Annotated in this window: 14 protein-coding genes; 11 read left to right on the top strand and 3 right to left on the bottom strand. The window is 63.6% G+C overall.

From position 1 onward, the window contains the following. Positions 1 to 59: 59 nt before the first annotated feature. The 10 genes from AACY31_RS05910 (at position 60) to AACY31_RS05955 (ending at position 12,161) form a co-directional block, all read left to right on the top strand. Positions 60 to 1,703 carry an ABC transporter substrate-binding protein gene (locus tag AACY31_RS05910; protein ID WP_339482611.1) on the top strand — a complete coding sequence of 548 codons (1,644 nt, stop codon included), beginning with the start codon at positions 60 to 62 and terminating at the stop codon, positions 1,701 to 1,703. Positions 1,704 to 1,746: 43 nt separating this feature from the next. Then, positions 1,747 to 2,703 carry an ABC transporter permease gene (locus tag AACY31_RS05915; RefSeq protein WP_339482610.1) on the top strand — a complete coding sequence of 319 codons (957 nt, stop codon included), beginning with the start codon at positions 1,747 to 1,749 and terminating at the stop codon, positions 2,701 to 2,703. Next, on the top strand, positions 2,700 to 3,575 hold the full coding sequence (locus AACY31_RS05920; RefSeq protein WP_058544730.1) for an ABC transporter permease: 876 nt from the start codon (positions 2,700 to 2,702) through the stop codon (positions 3,573 to 3,575). Before AACY31_RS05915 ends, AACY31_RS05920 begins: the two co-directional genes overlap by 4 nt. A 1-nt stretch (position 3,576) precedes the next feature. Then, on the top strand, positions 3,577 to 5,421 hold the full coding sequence (locus AACY31_RS05925) for an ABC transporter ATP-binding protein (protein ID WP_339482609.1): 1,845 nt from the start codon (positions 3,577 to 3,579) through the stop codon (positions 5,419 to 5,421). After that, a complete protein-coding gene (locus AACY31_RS05930; protein ID WP_014337750.1) occupies positions 5,418 to 5,726 on the top strand; it encodes a (2Fe-2S)-binding protein in 309 nt (102 codons plus the stop codon). The genes AACY31_RS05925 and AACY31_RS05930 overlap by 4 nt, the downstream gene beginning before the upstream one ends. Continuing rightward, complete coding sequence (locus tag AACY31_RS05935) at positions 5,708 to 7,084, top strand: FAD/NAD(P)-dependent oxidoreductase (protein WP_339482607.1); 1,377 nt, start codon at positions 5,708 to 5,710, stop codon at positions 7,082 to 7,084. Before AACY31_RS05930 ends, AACY31_RS05935 begins: the two co-directional genes overlap by 19 nt. Continuing rightward, positions 7,081 to 8,235, top strand: a complete 1,155-nt coding sequence (locus AACY31_RS05940) for an NAD(P)/FAD-dependent oxidoreductase (RefSeq protein ID WP_339482605.1) — start codon at positions 7,081 to 7,083, stop codon at positions 8,233 to 8,235. Before AACY31_RS05935 ends, AACY31_RS05940 begins: the two co-directional genes overlap by 4 nt. After that, a complete protein-coding gene (gene argE / locus AACY31_RS05945; protein ID WP_339482603.1) occupies positions 8,232 to 9,389 on the top strand; it encodes an acetylornithine deacetylase in 1,158 nt (385 codons plus the stop codon). The genes AACY31_RS05940 and argE overlap by 4 nt, the downstream gene beginning before the upstream one ends. Before the next feature lie 194 nt (positions 9,390 to 9,583). Beyond that, positions 9,584 to 11,041 (top strand): NAD-dependent succinate-semialdehyde dehydrogenase, encoded by a 1,458-nt coding sequence (locus tag AACY31_RS05950; RefSeq protein ID WP_339482601.1) that lies wholly within the window; start codon positions 9,584 to 9,586, stop codon positions 11,039 to 11,041. A gap of 40 nt (positions 11,042 to 11,081) precedes the next feature. Continuing rightward, positions 11,082 to 12,161 (top strand): tartrate dehydrogenase, encoded by a 1,080-nt coding sequence (locus AACY31_RS05955; RefSeq protein WP_339482600.1) that lies wholly within the window; start codon positions 11,082 to 11,084, stop codon positions 12,159 to 12,161. Positions 12,162 to 12,431: 270 nt separating this feature from the next. Here AACY31_RS05955 and AACY31_RS05960 read toward each other — a convergent pair whose 3' ends face one another. The 3 genes from AACY31_RS05960 to AACY31_RS05970 all read right to left on the bottom strand — a co-directional run bounded on the left by AACY31_RS05960 (position 12,432) and on the right by AACY31_RS05970 (position 15,322). After that, positions 12,432 to 13,139, bottom strand: a complete 708-nt coding sequence (locus AACY31_RS05960; RefSeq protein WP_339482599.1) for a cupin domain-containing protein — start codon at positions 13,137 to 13,139, stop codon at positions 12,432 to 12,434. A gap of 42 nt (positions 13,140 to 13,181) precedes the next feature. Then, the gene (locus AACY31_RS05965) at positions 13,182 to 14,039 is read right to left on the bottom strand and encodes a GNAT family N-acetyltransferase (protein ID WP_339482597.1); all 858 of its coding nucleotides are present in this window, start codon (positions 14,037 to 14,039) and stop codon (positions 13,182 to 13,184) included. Between the two features lie 356 nt (positions 14,040 to 14,395). Beyond that, the gene (locus tag AACY31_RS05970; protein ID WP_339482595.1) at positions 14,396 to 15,322 is read right to left on the bottom strand and encodes a 2-hydroxyacid dehydrogenase; all 927 of its coding nucleotides are present in this window, start codon (positions 15,320 to 15,322) and stop codon (positions 14,396 to 14,398) included. 288 nt (positions 15,323 to 15,610) lie between these two features. Between AACY31_RS05970 and gabT the strand changes: the two genes are divergently transcribed. Further along, a complete protein-coding gene (gene gabT, locus AACY31_RS05975; protein WP_339504105.1) occupies positions 15,611 to 16,903 on the top strand; it encodes a 4-aminobutyrate--2-oxoglutarate transaminase in 1,293 nt (430 codons plus the stop codon). The last annotated feature ends 46 nt before the right edge of the window (positions 16,904 to 16,949 follow it).

Below are 16,949 nucleotides of genomic sequence, written 5' to 3' on the forward strand. Positions count from 1 at the left end.
ACCACGTTGCGTTAACGCACGTAATCGAGCCCTATCATTTTCCGAAAGGTAGAACTGACATGAGTGACACTAAAAACGGCATCAAAGACCAGTTGATCACCGGTACAGAAAGTCTGCGTGTTTTCGAAGGGCTCAACCGCGGCATGTCACGTCGTCATGCATTGCAGATGCTCGGACTGGCCGGTGTGGCCGCAGCGGGTGCCGGCAGCCTGTTCGGCGCCGCCGGCAAGCTGCTTGCCGATGAGCAGGCAAGCCCCGGCAAAGGCAAGCCCGGCGGGCGTATCCGGGTCGCCGGTATCTCCAGTTCCACCGCCGATACCCTGGACCCGGCCAAAGGCTCATCGTCCACGGACTACGTTCGTCATTACATGTTCTACAACGGCCTGACGCGTTTCGACAGCCACATGGTGCCGCAACTGGAACTGGCCGAACGCATCGACACCACCGACGCCACGCTTTGGGTGATTACCCTGCGCAAGGAAGTGAGCTTCCACAATGGCAAGGGCCTCACCGCCGCCGACGTGGTGTTTTCCCTGATGCGCCACAAGGACCCGATCACCGGTTCCAAGGTCTTGCCGCTGGCCGAGCAGTTTGCCGAGGTCAAGGCCACCGGCACCCATGAAGTGCAGATACGCCTGAGCGGTCCGAATGCCGAGCTGCCGTCGATCCTTGCCATTTCCCACCTGTTGATCGTCCCCGAGGGCACCAGCGACTTCAACCAAGGCATCGGCACCGGTCCGTTCAAGGTCAAGGAGTTCAAGCCTGGGGTGCGCTCCATCGGTGCGCGCAACACCAACTACTGGAAGCCTGGCCTGCCGTACCTGGACGAGATCGAATTCATCGGCATTGCCGACGAGCCGTCACGGGTCAATGCATTGCTGTCGGGCGACGTGCAGATCATCAACGAGGTCAACCCGCGCTCGACCACGCGCATCAAGGACAGCACCACCCATCGCGTGGTGGATTCGCCGTCGGGTAACTACACCGACCTGATCATTCGCCAGGACCAGATGCCCGGCCAGAGCCCGGAGTTCACCGAGGCGATGAAACTGCTGCTGGACCGCGAGCAGGTCAAGTCGGCGATCTTCCGTGGCTTCGCCAGGGTCGGCAACGACCACCCGATTGCCCCCGGCGCGCGTTTCTACAATGCCGATCTGCCGCAACGGACCTACGATCCGGAGAAGGCCCGTTTCCTGCTGAAGAAGGCCGGCATGGAAAGCATCAGCATGCCGGTGATGTGCTCGCCGGCCGCCACCGGTTCGGTCGACGTTGCCGTGCTGTTGCAGCAATCGGCCAAGGAGGCTGGGCTCAAGCTCAACGTCAATCGGCTGCCGAGCGACGGCTACTGGTCCAACCACTGGGCCAAGCACCCGCTGAGCTTCGGCAACATCAACCCGCGGCCCAACGCTGACATGCTGTTCTCGCAGTTCTTCCAGTCCACGGCGCCGTGGAACGAATCCGGCTGGAAAAACCCGCAGTTCGACCAGTTGCTGGTGCAGGCTCGCGGTGAAACCGATGAAGCCAAGCGCGGCAAGATGTACGCGGACATGCAGACCTTGGTGCATGACCACTGCGGCATCGGCATCCCGGTATTCATCAGCAACATCGATGGCGTCGACCAGCGCGTCAAAGGTTATGGCACCAACCCGCTGGGCGGTTTCATGGGCTATATGTTCGCCGAGCAAGTCTGGCTTGAGGCTTGATGCGTGTTGTCTTGCGGCGTGACATGGCACAAGGGGTAGGGCGATGAATAGCAACACACTTTGGTTGATCGGCCGGCGCCTGGGCGCAGCGGTCGTGACCCTGTTGATCGTATCGATGGTGGTGTTCGCCATTACGGCGGTGTTGCCGGGAGACGCGGCGCAACAGTCCCTGGGACAGTTCGCCACGCCTGAGCAAGTGGCGGCCCTGCGGGTGAAGATGGGCCTGGACCAACCAGGTGTGTTGCGCTACCTGCAGTGGTTGATGAGCCTGCTCAGCGGTGACATGGGCGTGTCGATCTCCAACGCCACGCCGGTCACCGAGTTGATGGCTGGCCGGGTCCCCAACACGCTGATGCTGGCGGCGGCCACGGCGCTGGTGTCGGTGCCCGTGGCGTTGGTCCTGGGCATCGGTTCGGCGATGGGGCGAGGGGGGCGCATCGACGGCTTGCTGAGTTTCTTCACCCTGACGATGGTGGCGGTGCCGGAGTTCCTGGTCGCCACCCTGGCGGTGCTGATCTTTGCGGTGAACCTGGGCTGGCTTTCGGCGCTGTCCTATTCCAGCGAGATCACTTCGCCGCTGCAATTCATGCGCACCTATGCCTTGCCGGTGATGACCCTGTGCTGCGTCATCGTCGCGCAAATGGCGCGCATGACCCGGGCGGCGGTGATCGACCAGCTCGACAGCCCCTACGTGGAAATGGCCCGTCTCAAGGGCGTGAGTCCGGTGCGGGTGGTGCTGCGCCATGCCTTGCCCAATGCCATCGGGCCGATCGCCAATGCCATCGCCCTGAGCCTGTCCTACCTGCTGGGTGGGGTGGTGATCGTCGAGACGATTTTCAACTATCCCGGTATCGCCAGCCTGATGGTCGATGCCGTGACCAACCGCGACATGGCGTTGGTCCAGGCCTGCACCATGCTGTTTTGTACGGCGTACCTGGTGTTGGTGCTGGTGGCTGACCTGTGCGCGATCCTGTCCAATCCGAGGCTGAGAAACCAATGAACAATCTCATTGTGAAATCCCCGCCTGCGGCACCCGAACTGGCCTTGGGCAAGGTGTCGCGCAAAACGCCCTGGCTCGGCCTGATCGGGGCCGCGATGTGTGTGATCTGGTTGCTGGTGGCTATCTTCGGGCCATGGCTGGCACCCCACCCGGTGGGGGAAGTGGTCTCCGACAATGTCTTTGACAACCTTAGCGCCACGTATCCGATGGGCACCGATTATCTGGGCCGTGACATGCTCAGCCGCATTCTCGTGGGCGCGCGCTTCACGGTGGGCCTGGCGTTGGTGGCGGCGGTGCTGGCCAGTGGGCTGGGCACCAGTTGCGCGCTGCTGTCGGTGGTTTCGCCGAAGTGGTTGGATGAGCTGATCAGCCGCCTGATGGACGCCTTCATTTCGATCCCGAGCAAGATGCTGGCGCTGATCATGGTCTCGGCGTTTGGCTCGTCGGTGACCCTGCTGATCTGCACGGCGGTGCTCAGCTTCATGCCGGGGGCGTTTCGTATCGCCCGCAGCATGGCGGTGAACATCGAGGCCCTGGAGTACGTGCAAGTGGCCCGCACCCGTGGCGAGCGCCGGCTGTACATCGCCTGTGTGGAAATCCTGCCCAACATGCTCAACCCGGTGCTGACCGACCTGGGCCTGCGTTTTGGCTTCATCGTCCTGCTGCTCAGCGGCATGAGCTTCCTCGGCCTGGGCGTGCAACCGCCGGATGCCGACCTGGGTTCGCTGGTGCGGGAAAACATCGGCGGCCTCAACCAGGGCGCGCCGGCCATCGTGATTCCAGCCCTGGCCATTGGCACCCTGACCATTGGCGTCAATCTGTTTATCGACCGCTTGTCTTCGCGGCGCAACCGACGTACGGGAGGCCATTGATATGAGCCAATTGATCCGAGTCGAGAACCTGCGCGTGGTCGCCTGTGGCGAGCGCAGCGAGGTGGAGATCGTCAAGGGCGTGAGTTTCTCCCTGGAGAAAGGTGAAGTGCTGGCGCTGATCGGCGAGTCCGGTTCGGGCAAGACCACCATCGCCCTGGCGCTGCTCGGTTATGCCCGGCGCGGTTGTCGCCTGGCCGGCGGTGTGGTGCAGATTGGCGAGCACGACATGCTCGCCTTGAGTGAGCGCGAACTGCAAGGCCTGCGCGGCAACCGGGTGTCGTACATCGCCCAAAGCGCCGCCGCGGCGTTCAACCCGGCCAAGCAACTCATCGACCAAGTGGTGGAAGGGGCGTTGATCCATGGCCTGGGCAGCCGGGCCGTGCTCGAAGCCAAGGCCATCGAACTGTTCCGCGACCTGGCGCTGCCCAACCCCGAAGGCATCGGTCAACGCTATCCCCATCAAGTGTCCGGCGGGCAACTGCAGCGGGTGATGGCGGCCATGGCGCTGATCAGCGATCCGCTGCTGGTGGTGCTCGATGAGCCGACCACGGCCCTCGATGTGACCACCCAGATCGACGTGTTGCGTGCGTTCAAGCGGGTGGTACGCGAACGCGGCGCGACGGCGGTCTACGTGTCCCACGACCTGGCCGTCGTGGCGCAGATGGCCGACCAGATCGTGGTGCTCAACGGCGGGCAGATCTTCGAACAGAGCGCCACCGCGCCGCTGCTCAAGGGCCCGGCTCATGCCTACACCCGCAGCCTGCTGGCGGCGGCACGGCCGGACACCACCATTCGCCCGCCCTGTGGCGTGGCCGAAGACACGCCGCTGCTGACCATCAAGGGCCTGACCGCTGGCTACGGCAACAAGAACCAGCACGGCATGCCGGCGATCCGGGTGCTCGAAGACATCGACCTGACCGTGCGCAGGGGCCAGGCCATTGGGGTGATCGGTGAGTCGGGCTCGGGCAAATCGACCCTGGCGCGGGTGGTGGCCGGGCTGCTGACCCCGGCCCTGGGCGGGCTGACGTTTGACGGTCAGCCATTGGGCGGCAGCCTGTCCGAACGCACGGACGAACAGTTCCGCCGCATTCAAATGGTGTTCCAGAATGCCGACACCGCGCTCAACCCGATGCACAGCATCAGCACCATCCTGAGCCGGCCGCTGAAGATGTATTTCGGCCTCAAGGGTGCGGCGCTGCGTGAGCGTATCGGCGAATTGCTCGACCTGGTGCGTCTGCCACGGGACATGGCCGAGCGCCGCCCGAGCGAACTCTCCGGCGGACAGAAACAGCGGGTCAACCTGGCCCGGGCGCTGGCGGCCAAGCCGGACCTGATCCTGTGCGATGAAGTGACCTCGGCGCTGGACACGGTGGTCGGCGCGGCGATCCTTGAACTGCTGCGCGACCTGCGCCAGCAGCTGGGGGTGTCCTACCTGTTCATCAGCCACGACATCTCCACGGTGCGGGCGCTGTGCGACGACATCGTGGTGATGTACAGCGGCCACAAGATTCAAGAGGGCAGCCGGCAATCGTTCGCCCAGGCGCCGTTCCATCCCTACACCGACCTGTTGATCCACTCGGTGCCGGAGTTGCGCCAGGGCTGGCTGGAAAGTTGTGGCACCACGACGTGCGGCACGCTGCCGGCGTTGGGCGCGCGCGCCGAGGTGCCGCAACTGTGCACCTTCCTCAATCGCTGCCCGGTGCGGGTCGATGGCCTGTGCAACCACACCGCGCCGCCCCGGCGGATCATCGACGGCGGCAGCGAGGTGCTCTGTCATCACGACAGTGCCGAGCTGCTCAAGCGCCAACAGGATTCAAACAGCATGATCGTGGGAGCCTACGCATGAGCGCGCGTTTCGTGAGGCTGGCCGAACAGGGCCGGCCCGTCGTCAAATTGAAAGTCGATGGCGTCCCGGTCGAGGCGTTGCAGGGCGACACGCTGATGGTCGCCTTGCTGACCCACGGCCCGGCGTTGCGCCAGTCGGAATTCGATCCGGGCAGCCGGGCCGGTTTCTGCCTGATGGGCGCCTGCCAGGATTGCTGGGTCTGGACCCGCAGCGGCGAGCGCCTGCGGGCCTGCTCCAATGAAGTACGCGAAGGGCTGGACATCATTACTCAACAACCGGAGGCGATATGGCCGCTGCGCGGATAGTCATTGTAGGCGCTGGACCGGCGGGTATCCGTTGCGCGCAGACCCTGGTCGCAGCGGGCTTCAAGCCGATCCTGCTCGACGAAAATCGTCGCGATGGCGGGCAGATCTACCGGCGCCAGCCCGAAGGGTTCACGCGCAACTACGCCACGCTGTACGGCACCGAGGCGGACAAGGCCCGTGACCTGCACGAAAGCTTCGACCGCTTGCGCCCGCAGCTCGACTACCGCCCGGACACCCTGGTGTGGAACCTGACACCCGGGCAATTGTGCTGCGTCAGCCAGGGCCAGCACACGACGGTGGATTACGACGCGCTGATCCTGTGCACCGGCGCCACCGACCGCCTGATGCCCATCGAGGGCTGGCAACTGGGCGGCACCTACAGCCTCGGTGGGGCACAGATCGCCTTGAAGGCCCAGGCGGTTTCCATCGGCCACCGTGTGGTGTTCATGGGCAGCGGGCCGTTGCTGTATCTGGTCGCCAGCCAATACCTCAAGGCCGGCGCCAACGTCGCGGCGGTGCTCGATACATCGCCGCTGGGCCAGCGCATCAAAGCCTTGCCCAAACTCATGGCGCGCCCGGGTTTGCTGTTCACCGGCATGAAACTGTTGGCGCAGTTGTATCGGGCGAAGATTGCCGTGCACCTGGGTATTTCGCCGCTGCAGATTCTGGGAGAGGCGAGCACCGGTGTCAGCGGTGTGCGGGTCCGTACCGCGAGCGGGGAAACCTTGACGGTGGCGTGCGACGCGGTGGCGCTGGGTTATCACTTGCGCCCGGAAACCCAACTGGCCGACCTGGCGGGCTGCCGCCTGCGCTTTGACGAGGCCTCCAGCCAATGGCTGCTGGACACGGACGAAGAGGGACGGACCTCGGTCAGTGGTGTCTACGCCGCCGGGGATGGTTCGAAGATCCGTGGCGCTGACGCTGCCGAGCATGCCGGGCGCCTGGTCGCCTTGGCGTTGCTCGGCGATTTGCAGCAGCCGGTGGACGCCGCGCGGGTCGCCGAGCAGCGCCAGGCGCTCAAGGTGATGGACGCGTTTCGCCTCGGCCTGGCCCAGGCGTTTCCCTGGCCAGCGGCACAAGCCAAGGCCTTGCCGGACGAAGCCATCGTCTGTCGCTGCGAGATGATCAGCGCCGGCGAACTGCGCCGCACCGTCAGCGAAAAGGGCGCCTGTGAAGTCAACCGGGCCAAGGCGTTCAGTCGGGTCGGCATGGGCCGCTGCCAGGGCCGTTATTGCTCCCAGGCTGGGGCCGAAGTGATTGCTGCAGCAGCGGGTGTCCAGGTGCAGGAGGTGGGGCGCCAGCGCGGCCAGGCCCCCGTCAAACCACTTTCAATGCTCACACGGGAGGTGACGCCATGACGGTCAATAAAGCCGATGTGGTGATTGTCGGCGGCGGCCTAATGGGCTCGGCGGCGGCGTTTTTCCTGCGCCAACGGGGGCAGTCGGTGATCCTGCTCGAGCGTGACCAGATCGGCCAGTACGCCAGCGGCGTGAACTTCGGCAACGTGCGGCGCCAGGGGCGTTTTCTCGGCCAACTGGAACTGGCGAACCGCTCCTGGGCGCTGTGGAAACGCCTGCCGGAGCTGATCGATGACGACTTGGAGTTCATCGCCAGCGGGCACATGCGCGTGTGTTATCGCGAGGATGAAATTCCCGAACTCGAGGCTTATGCGGCCGCCCCCGAAGCGGCGCAACTGGACTTGAAGATCTATCGCGGCAGCGAACTGCACGCGCGTTTTCCGTTTCTGGGCAAGGACGTCAAGGGCGGCTCCTATGCGCCTCACGACGGTCACGCCAACCCGCGTCTGGCAGCCCCGGCATTTGCTCGGGCGGCTCGGCGGCTCGGGGCACGCATCGAGGAACGCACCGAGGTGGCCCAGGTGCAGAAGGTCGGTGACGGGTTCAGCATCAGCACCACCGATGGTCGCCAGTTCAGCGCTGCGCAACTGTTGATTACCGCAGGCGCCTGGGGCCAGAAACTCTCGGCGCAATTCGGCGAGCCGGTGCCGCTGGAGACCAACGGCCCGCAAATGGCCGTCACCGAACCGGTGCCGTATGCCTTGCCGACGGTGATCGGCGTGTACACCAAGATTCCTGAAGAAGTGATTTATTTCCGCCAGATTCCCCGGGGCAATATCGTCATCGGCGGCGGCTATCGCAGCAAGCCGGACATGCTCAACCGCCGGGCCTATGTCGAGCCGCGCAGCATTCTCAATCAATTGGACCAGATGCGTCGGCTGCTGCCGGGCGTTGGCAATCTCAACATCATCCGCGTGTGGAGCGGCATCGAAGGCTACCTGCCCGATTCCCTGCCGGTGATGGGCCCCAGTGGCAACGTCGATGGCTTGTACTATGCGTTCGGCTTCAGCGGCCATGGCTTCCAGCTCGGTCCGGGCGTTGGCGATGTCATGGCTGAACTGATCAGCACCGGCAGCACTCGAACCTTCATCGAGCCGTTTTCCATCCGCCGGTTCGCCCTTTGTGCCGAGCAACGGAGCAAGGCCTCATGAAACCCCGCGTGCTAGCCATTTTCGAACGCCTGCTAGCGTTTGAAACGGTCTCTTCAGAATCGAACCTGGCCCTGATCGAGTGCGTGCGCGAGCTGTTGCTGAGCAAGGGCATCGAGTCGCTGATCGTCAAGGATGAGAGCGGCAAGAAGGCCAACCTCTTCGCCAGCACCGGCCCGCGTGACTTGCCCGGGGTCCTGCTGTCCGGCCACACCGACGTGGTGCCGGCGGCGGGGCAGGCCTGGACCGTTCCGGCGTTCCAGGCGACCGTGCGCGATGGGCGGGTCTACGGGCGCGGCAGTTGTGACATGAAAGGTTTCATTGCGCTGGCCATCGACGCCATGCTCGATGCCGCCGACCATTCGTTGAACCGGCCATTGCAACTGGCGCTTTCCCACGACGAAGAGATCGGTTGCGTGGGGGTGCGGCGCTTGCTCGACGTGCTGCACCTGGCGCCGGTGCGACCGTTCCTGTGTGTGATCGGCGAGCCGACCAACATGCAATTTGTGCTCGGCCACAAGGGCAAGGGTTCCTATCGCACCTACTGTCGCGGCCTGGAAGCGCACTCATCGCTGGCGCCGCGCTCGGTCAATGCGATTCACGTGGCCTGCGATTTCATCGCGGCGTTGCGCCAGAGCCAGCAGCAATTGCAGGAGCAAGGCGCCCAGGATGCGGATTACGACGTGTCCTACAGCACCGTGCATGTCGGGCAGATTGTCGGCGGCAAGGCACTGAACATCGTGCCGAACCTGTGCACCCTGGATTTCGAAGTGCGCAATTTGCCGGACGACGATCTGGACCTGTTCCTGGAGCAACTGCGCGAGCGCGCCGAGGTGATCGTGTGCGAGGCGAAAAAACTCTCCAGCGTCGCGGACATCGAGATCGAAACCCTCAACGTCTATCCGGGCCTCGACACTCATCCGAGCGTCGAAGCCGTGCGCTTCCTGAAAAACTTTGCCACCCCGGATACCGGCACTGCCAAGGTCTCCTTCGGCACCGAGGGCGGCCTGTTCAAACAGCGCCTGGATGTACCCGTGGTGGTCTGCGGCCCAGGCTCGATCGAACAGGCGCACAAGCCTGATGAGTTCATCGAGATCAGCCAGATGGAGGCGGGGGAGCGGTTTCTGGAAGGGTTGCTCGGCTCCCTTAAAATCTAACCGGCCCCAAGCCACACACAGCCCCCTGTGGGAGCAAGCTCGCTCCCACAGGGGCCTGGCGTGGGCTGAACCACTCGGTAGAGCCTGCTGCCTCGCAGCAAATTTCAGCATCCAACACTGCCCAAACCCCGCTTTCAGCATCCTGCCCCGTGGCATCTCCTTAGACTGGAATCACCTCGGAACAGGACGCGACCATGCTCAAGAATCAATTGAAAGACCCCAGCCTGTTGGCAGAACTCGCTTACGTCGACGGTCAGTGGATCGGCGCCGACAACGCCGCCACCCTTGACGTCATCGACCCGGCCACCGGCCAGGTACTCGCCCGTGTACCGGCCATGCAAGGCGTGGAAACCCGGCGCGCCATCGAGGCCGCCGAACGGGCCTGGCCGGCGTGGCGCGCGCGTCCGGCGGCCGAAAGGGCAGCGCTGTTGGAGCGCTGGTATCAAGCCATGATGGACAACCTCGACGACCTCGCGCTGATCATGACCTGTGAACAGGGCAAGCCGTTGAACGAGGCCAAAGGCGAAATCCGCTACGGGGCCGGTTTCGCCAAATGGTTTGCCGAAGAGGCCCGGCGGGTCTATGGCGAAACCATCCCGGCGCCCAGCGGCGACCGACGCCTGCTCACGCTCAAGCAACCGGTGGGTGTCTGCGCAGCCATCACCCCATGGAATTTCCCTAATGCAATGATCACCCGCAAGTGCGCACCGGCCCTGGCGGCGGGCTGCCCGGTCATTGTCAAACCCTCGGACCTGACCCCCTTGTCAGCCCTGGCCCTGGCGGTGCTGGCCGAGCGGGTCGGGATTCCGGCCGGGGTATTCAATGTCGTGACGGGTATGCCCGCCGGTATCGGCGAAGAACTGACCGGCAACCCGACGGTGCGCAAGATTTCCTTTACCGGTTCGACGGCGGTCGGGCGCCTGCTGATGCGCCAGAGCGCCGAGCACATCAAGCGCTTGAGCCTGGAGCTGGGCGGCAACGCGCCGTTCATCGTGTTTGACGATGCGGACCTGGAACAGGCCGTGGCCGGCATCATGCTCAGCAAGTTTCGCAACGCCGGCCAGACCTGCGTCTGCGCCAACCGCATCCTGGTGCAGGACGGTATCTACGAACGCTTCGCCGCACGGCTGGTGGAAGAGGTGGGCAAGCTCAAGGTCGGCAATGGGCTGGAGGTTGACGTGATGATCGGCCCGCTGATCAACCTCGCGGCGGTGAACAAAGTCGCCCGGCACATCGACGATGCGTTGAGCCAGGGCGCCCGCCTGCTCTGTGGCGGTGTTCCCGAGGGCGACAGTCAGTTTGTCCAGCCAACGGTATTGGGCGAGGCCCACGCCGGGATGTTGCTGGCCAATGAAGAAACCTTTGGCCCGGTGGCGCCGCTGATGCGCTTTACTACTGAAGAGCAGGCCCTGGCCCTGGCCAATGCCACGCCGTATGGCCTGGGCGCTTATTACTTCACCCAGGACCTGCGCCGCTCATGGCGTTTCGGCGAGGCGCTGGAGTTCGGCATGGTCGGGCTCAATACCGGGCTTATCTCCATGGAAGTCGCGCCCTTCGGCGGCATCAAGCAGTCGGGCCTGGGGCGCGAAGGCAGCAAGTACGGCCTGGACGAATACCTTGAAGTCAAAGCCTTCCACATCGGTGGGCTGTGATGCGACCGTCATTTGAACAGACACCCGGGAGCCACGATTGATGAGCAAACCATTTCGAATCGCTGCCATTGCCGGCGATGGCATCGGCAAGGAAGTATTGCCTGAAGGGCTGCGAGTACTGGAGCAAGCCGCAAAAAAGTGGCAGTTGTCGCTGGACATCCAAGTGCTCGAATGGGCCCATTGCGATTACTACCTGGAGCACGGGCAGATGATGCCCGCCGACTGGTTCGAGCAACTCAAGGGCTTCGACGCGATCTACTTCGGCGCCGTGGGTTGGCCGGACAAGGTGCCGGATCATGTTTCCCTGTGGGGCTCGTTGCTCAAGTTCCGCCGCGACTTCGACCAGTACGTGAACATCCGCCCGGTGCGGCTGTTTCCGGGGGTGCCGTGTCCGTTGGCCGGGCGCAAGGCGGGGGACATTGACTTCGTGGTGATCCGCGAGAACACCGAGGGCGAGTATTCGTCGGTCGGCGGCAAGATGTTCGAAGGCACCGAGCATGAGTTCGTGCTGCAGGAGTCGGTGTTCACCCGCCGAGGCGTCGACCGAATCCTGAAGTTCGCCTTCGACCTGGCCCAGACCCGACCGCGCAAACGCCTGACGGCGGCAACCAAGTCCAACGGCATCTCCATCAGCATGCCGTATTGGGACGAGCGCACGGCATTGATGGCCGAGCAGTACCCGGACGTGAAGTGGGACAAGCAGCACATCGACATCCTCTGCGCCCGCTTTGTATTGCAGCCCGACCGGTTTGATGTGGTGGTGGCGTCGAACCTGTTCGGCGACATCCTCTCCGACCTGGGCCCGGCCTGCGCCGGCACCATCGGCATCGCACCGTCGGCCAACCTCGATCCGGAGCGCCGCTACCCGTCGCTGTTCGAACCGGTGCATGGCTCGGCGCCCGATATTTATGGGCAGAACATCGCCAACCCGATCGCGATGATCTGGTCCGGCGCTTTGATGCTCGATTTCCTGGGTAACGGCGATGAGCGCTACCGCGCGGCCCATGATGGGATTCTCAAGGCCATCGAACAGGTGATCGCCGAAGGCCCCATCACCCCCGACCTGGGTGGACAAGGCTCGACCCAGGACGTTGGCCGGGCCATCGCCGCGATGCTCTGAGGCTTGACCTGACCTGCGACACCTTTTGCCCGCTCACACTGCGGGCTTTTTTTTGGCTGATCTGCCACCCCCCACCACAACCCCTTGTGGGAGCGAGCTTGCTCGCGATAGCGGTGGACCAGCTTGCGATGATGTTGGCTGTGCCGCCGCCATCGCGAGCAAGCTTGCTCCCACATTGGGTTCTCGGTTGGCCGCAGACTTCACATCCACCACCAATCCCCTGTGGGAGCGAGCCTGCTCGCGATAGCGGTGGAGCTGCCGTACACCGGATTACTTGACGACGTACACCTTGCGCACATAAACGCTGCTTTGCCAGGCGCACGGGGCATTCAGCGGGACGAATACCGTATCGCCGGTGTTGACCGTCAAGTCGCTGCCATCGGCTGCCTGCAAGGTGACGCTGCCTTCGAGCAGGTGCATCAGTTCATGCAGTTTGTGCGGTCGTGACTTGCGGGTGTAGGGCGTCGAGTCCCAGATACCGATGCGCAGGTTGCTCGCTTGCTCGACGAACAGGTTGTGCGAACGACATTGCGGCGGCGGGCTGAGCAGGATCGCGTCATCGGGTGCTGCGGAAGGCGAAAGCAGGGTGTGGGTGGGGAGTGCCGTCAGCCCGGGAAGGTTTGCTTCGATGCGCAGGGTATCGGCACAGAAGGCCCAGAGCGAGCCGGGTTGCGCCTCGACCTCCAGCGACGACCCCCGACCGATCACCGCGCTTTCACCCGGCTTGAGCTGCAGCGTCTGCCCCGGGCTGCGCAGCGTTATTGCGCCGGCATGCACCACGACCGTCTCACTGAAAGGGTATTCATCGACGCTGAACAGCCCGTTCACCCGGACCACGCCGGCAGCCATGCCATCGGCGCCGGCATAGGCGATGAGTCGGTCGAACGGATCGTTGGCGCCCAGTGAACCCGGGGTGAATGGGGTTGAGGCAAGGCTGCCATCGGCGTGTGCCAACAGCACTGCGGTGGGTTCGAGCATGAAGGTGATTCTCCAGGGAAGCGTTGAGGGGCGTGTGGGTTTTCAGCCAATGGCCTGGGTCACCGGCGCAAACTGCCGAACCGAACCGGTCGCCTGCGGGGGTGTGCCTCGTGCCATTTGGGCGACGGTGTCGACCTGCTTGAGCCCGGCTTCTTCCAGCCAAGGGGCCAGGCCGCTGTTTGAAGGGATGTCGATGCGAACGAATGCGTCCGGCACTTGAGCCAGCAGCACGGCGATCAAGTGCTGGGCCTGTTCCAGGTTCTGGGCGATGACCGGGCCAATGCAGCGACCACGACCGAACGGGCGCAGCAGGGCGAAGGCGCACAAGTGACCGTCGCGCTCGATACCCACTGAATGTTCAACGACCTCGAACAGGTCATTGAGTACAGCGCTCCGCTCCAGCCCGCTCCCGGCATTGGCCAGTTCGATCAGCTCGGCGTGATCGGCTTCGCTCAGCTCGCGGCAGTGCTCGCCGGCGGCCAGTTCCAGTGGGGCCGGTACCAGCGCTTGCCCTTGATGCTGCTGGATATGCCCAAAATCAACGAACCCCTGGCTGGCATACAGCGGGGCACCGGCTAGGGTCGCATTGAGGATGGCGGTCCGCGAGCCGCACGCTTCGATCGCCAGTTCCATCAGCTTGCGACCGATCCCCTGGCCCTGGTACTCATCGTCGACAATCACCAGGCCAATGGTGGCGTAGTCCCCTTGGGCGCAGGTGAACGCCGTTCCAATCAAACGGCCCTGGTCTTGCACGACAAACCCTTGGGCGACGCGCTGCAACATCGCCCAGTCTTCCAGGCGATGGGGCCATTTCAACTGCACGGACAAGGCATGGGCCGCAGGCACGTCGGTGGCGGTCATGGCGCGATAGATGTAGGTAGGGCGGTGCGAAGTGGACATGGCTGATCACCATAAAATTAGGAACGAAATCGGATGGATGTGTGCACTGAAAGTCTTTGTATCTCACCTGCCTCCGGGCCTGGCAAGTGCGGTAAATCGATTCGGTAGCTTCCATAAGCAACGGCTCTGTCGGCCACATTTCTTGCTCAAATCATAGGCTTGGCCAGCAGTAAATACCGGGTCGGATTTCATGGTTCAGCGCAAAGATGGAGCTGCCTGCAGGCGCCGTGTAGGAGCTGCCGAGTGCAACGAGGCTGCGATCTTTTCCCTGGCAATTGAGTCCCAAGCGAAAGATCAAAAGATCAAAGGATCGTCCGAACGGGGCCGAGCCTTCGGCTGCTCCTACAGGGCTGCGATCAGTAGCTGCGCTCACGATCAACCAGGCCCAGCATCGATTCGTCCCGTTGATGCCGACGGATGTTCTCCAACAACACGGCAAATGCGCTCTCGGGTTGGGTCATCGCCGCGATATGCGGTGTCAGCAGGATCTGTGGATGGCTCCAGAATGGATGAGCAGGGGGCGCCGGCTCCTGCTCCAGCACGTCCAGCACCGCGGCGCTGAGCTGGCCGTCGGCAAGGGCTTCAAGCAGGTCCGCTTCCATCAGGTGTCCACCCCGGCCCATGTTGACCAACGCTGCGCCCTTGGGCAGGTGTTGGAACAGCTGGCGGTTGAGGATCCCTCGGGTCTGCTCGGTCAACGGCAGGACGCACAGCACAATGTCGCATTGACCGAGAAACGCCGGCAGTTGCTCGTCGCCAGCAAAGCACGCGACCCCGTCGATGCGATGCTCGCTGCGGGCCCAACCCGACAAGGCAAAACCAAAGGTCTTCAAGGTGGCGAGTATCTGCCGAGCCTGCAAACCCAAGCCCATGACGCCCACCCGGCGTTGCCCGGCGGGCACCAGCCGGTGCGCTTGCCAGCACCGTTCGGCCTGTTGCTGGCGGTAGCGCAACATGTCCCGGTGCAGGCTGAGCACGGCGAAACTGGCGTACTCGCACATGCCCTGGCTGATGCCGGGGTCGAGCAAGCGCACCACCGGCAGCGTCGTTGGCAAGCGGCCAAGGTCGAGCTGATCCACGCCGGCTGACAAGGCGAACAGCACCTGCAGATTGGGCAACAGTGTTTCGAGCTCGTCCGGTGCCTGCCAGGCCGCCAGGTACTGAATATCCCGCGGGTCGCCGATGTCTGGCCAGGCACGCCATTCGATATCCGGCGCGTGTTCGGCGAACAGGCGCCGCCAGTGTTCGCCGCGTACCGGGTCAGCTTTATAGAGCAGGGCCATGGGTCACTTCTCGCCTGAAATCAAGGAGCCCCTAGCATGCCTCAACGCCAGAGCAGGATCTGTCGAAAGGGCCGGCGTAGCAGCATCGCGCTGCGTTGCAAGGTGCCTCTTGCGGCAGATTCCATGGGGCTGGAATGCCTCTGGAGGATTCTGCTGTTTGCCGGGGTGTAAACAGTCGATCCGAATTTCTCAACGACCAAGTTCGGCTTAGACAATCGCGTCGAACGCTTAACCTGTGAACACACCGCAGCCGCTTCCTGGGTGCGAGGCTCACGATGGGAAATGCCAATGAACAGTAAAGTCGAAGAAACCCCAAGTCTGCTCCGTCAGCGTGATCAATTCGTGCCACGTGGTTTGGTCACCGCGCACCCGCTGGTGATCGATCGGGCCCAGGGCTCGGAATTGTGGGACGTGGACGGCAAGCGTTACCTGGACTTCGTCGGCGGCATCGGTGTGTTGAACATCGGCCACAATCACCCCAAGGTCATCGCGGCCGTGCAGGCCCAGTTGCAGAAGATCTCCCATGCCTGTTTCCAGGTCGTGGCCTACAAGCCCTACCTGGACCTGGCCCAGCGCCTGTGCGAAATGATCGGCGGCCAGCACGCCTATAAAGCGGCATTTTTCACCTCGGGTGCCGAAGCGGTGGAAAACGCAGTGAAGATTGCCCGGGCCCACACCAACCGCTCGGCCGTGATTGCCTTTCGCGGCGGGTTCCATGGCCGGACCTTGCTCGGCACCACGCTGACCGGCATGAGCCAGCCGTACAAACAGAACTTCGGCCCGTTCGCCCCGGAGGTCTTCCACACGCCGTATCCGAATACCTATCGCGGTGTCACCAGCGCCATGGCGCTCCAGGCGCTGGACGAGCTGCTGGCCACCCAAGTGGCACCTGAGCGGGTCGCGGCCATCATCATCGAGCCGGTGCAGGGCGATGGCGGTTTCCTCTCGGCCCCCGCCGAGTTTTTGCAGGGCCTGCGCGCATTGACGCAAAAGCATGGCATTGTGTTGATTCTCGATGAAATCCAGACCGGTTTCGGTCGTACCGGTAAATGGTTCGGTTTCCAGCACGCCGGCATCCAGCCGGACCTGGTCACGGTCGCCAAGAGCCTCGCCGGTGGCTTGCCGTTGTCGGGTGTGGTCGGCAAGGCCGAGATCATGGACGCTCCACTGCCGGGTGGCCTGGGCGGTACGTATGGCGGTAATGCGCTGTCGTGCGCGGCGGCGCTGGCGGTGATCGAGGCGTACGAGCAAGAACAGCTGCTGGCCCGTGGTGAAGTCCTGGGTGAGCGCTTGCGCCAGGGCCTGCTGCATCTGCAAACCCGTTACCCGCAGATCGGCGACGTGCGCGGCAGCGGCTTCATGCTGGCGATCGAACTGATCAATCATGACGAGGCACGCACCCCGGACGCCGACCTGAACCAACGCCTGATCGACGAAGCCCGGGCCGGCGGTTTGCTGGTGATCAAGTGCGGGGTGTACCGCAACGTCTTGCGCTTCCTGGCGCCGCTGGTCACCAGTGAAGCGCAGATCGACGAAGCGTTGCAGATTCTCGACGGCGCCTTGGCACGCGTCCTCGGCTGATGCCTGCGTTCATGACGTTTGCCCGGGCAAGCGTCAGTGGCGATTA

The organism is Pseudomonas sp. RL_105y_Pfl2_101 (genome assembly GCF_963970585.1).
Lineage (GTDB): Bacteria > Pseudomonadota > Gammaproteobacteria > Pseudomonadales > Pseudomonadaceae > Aquipseudomonas.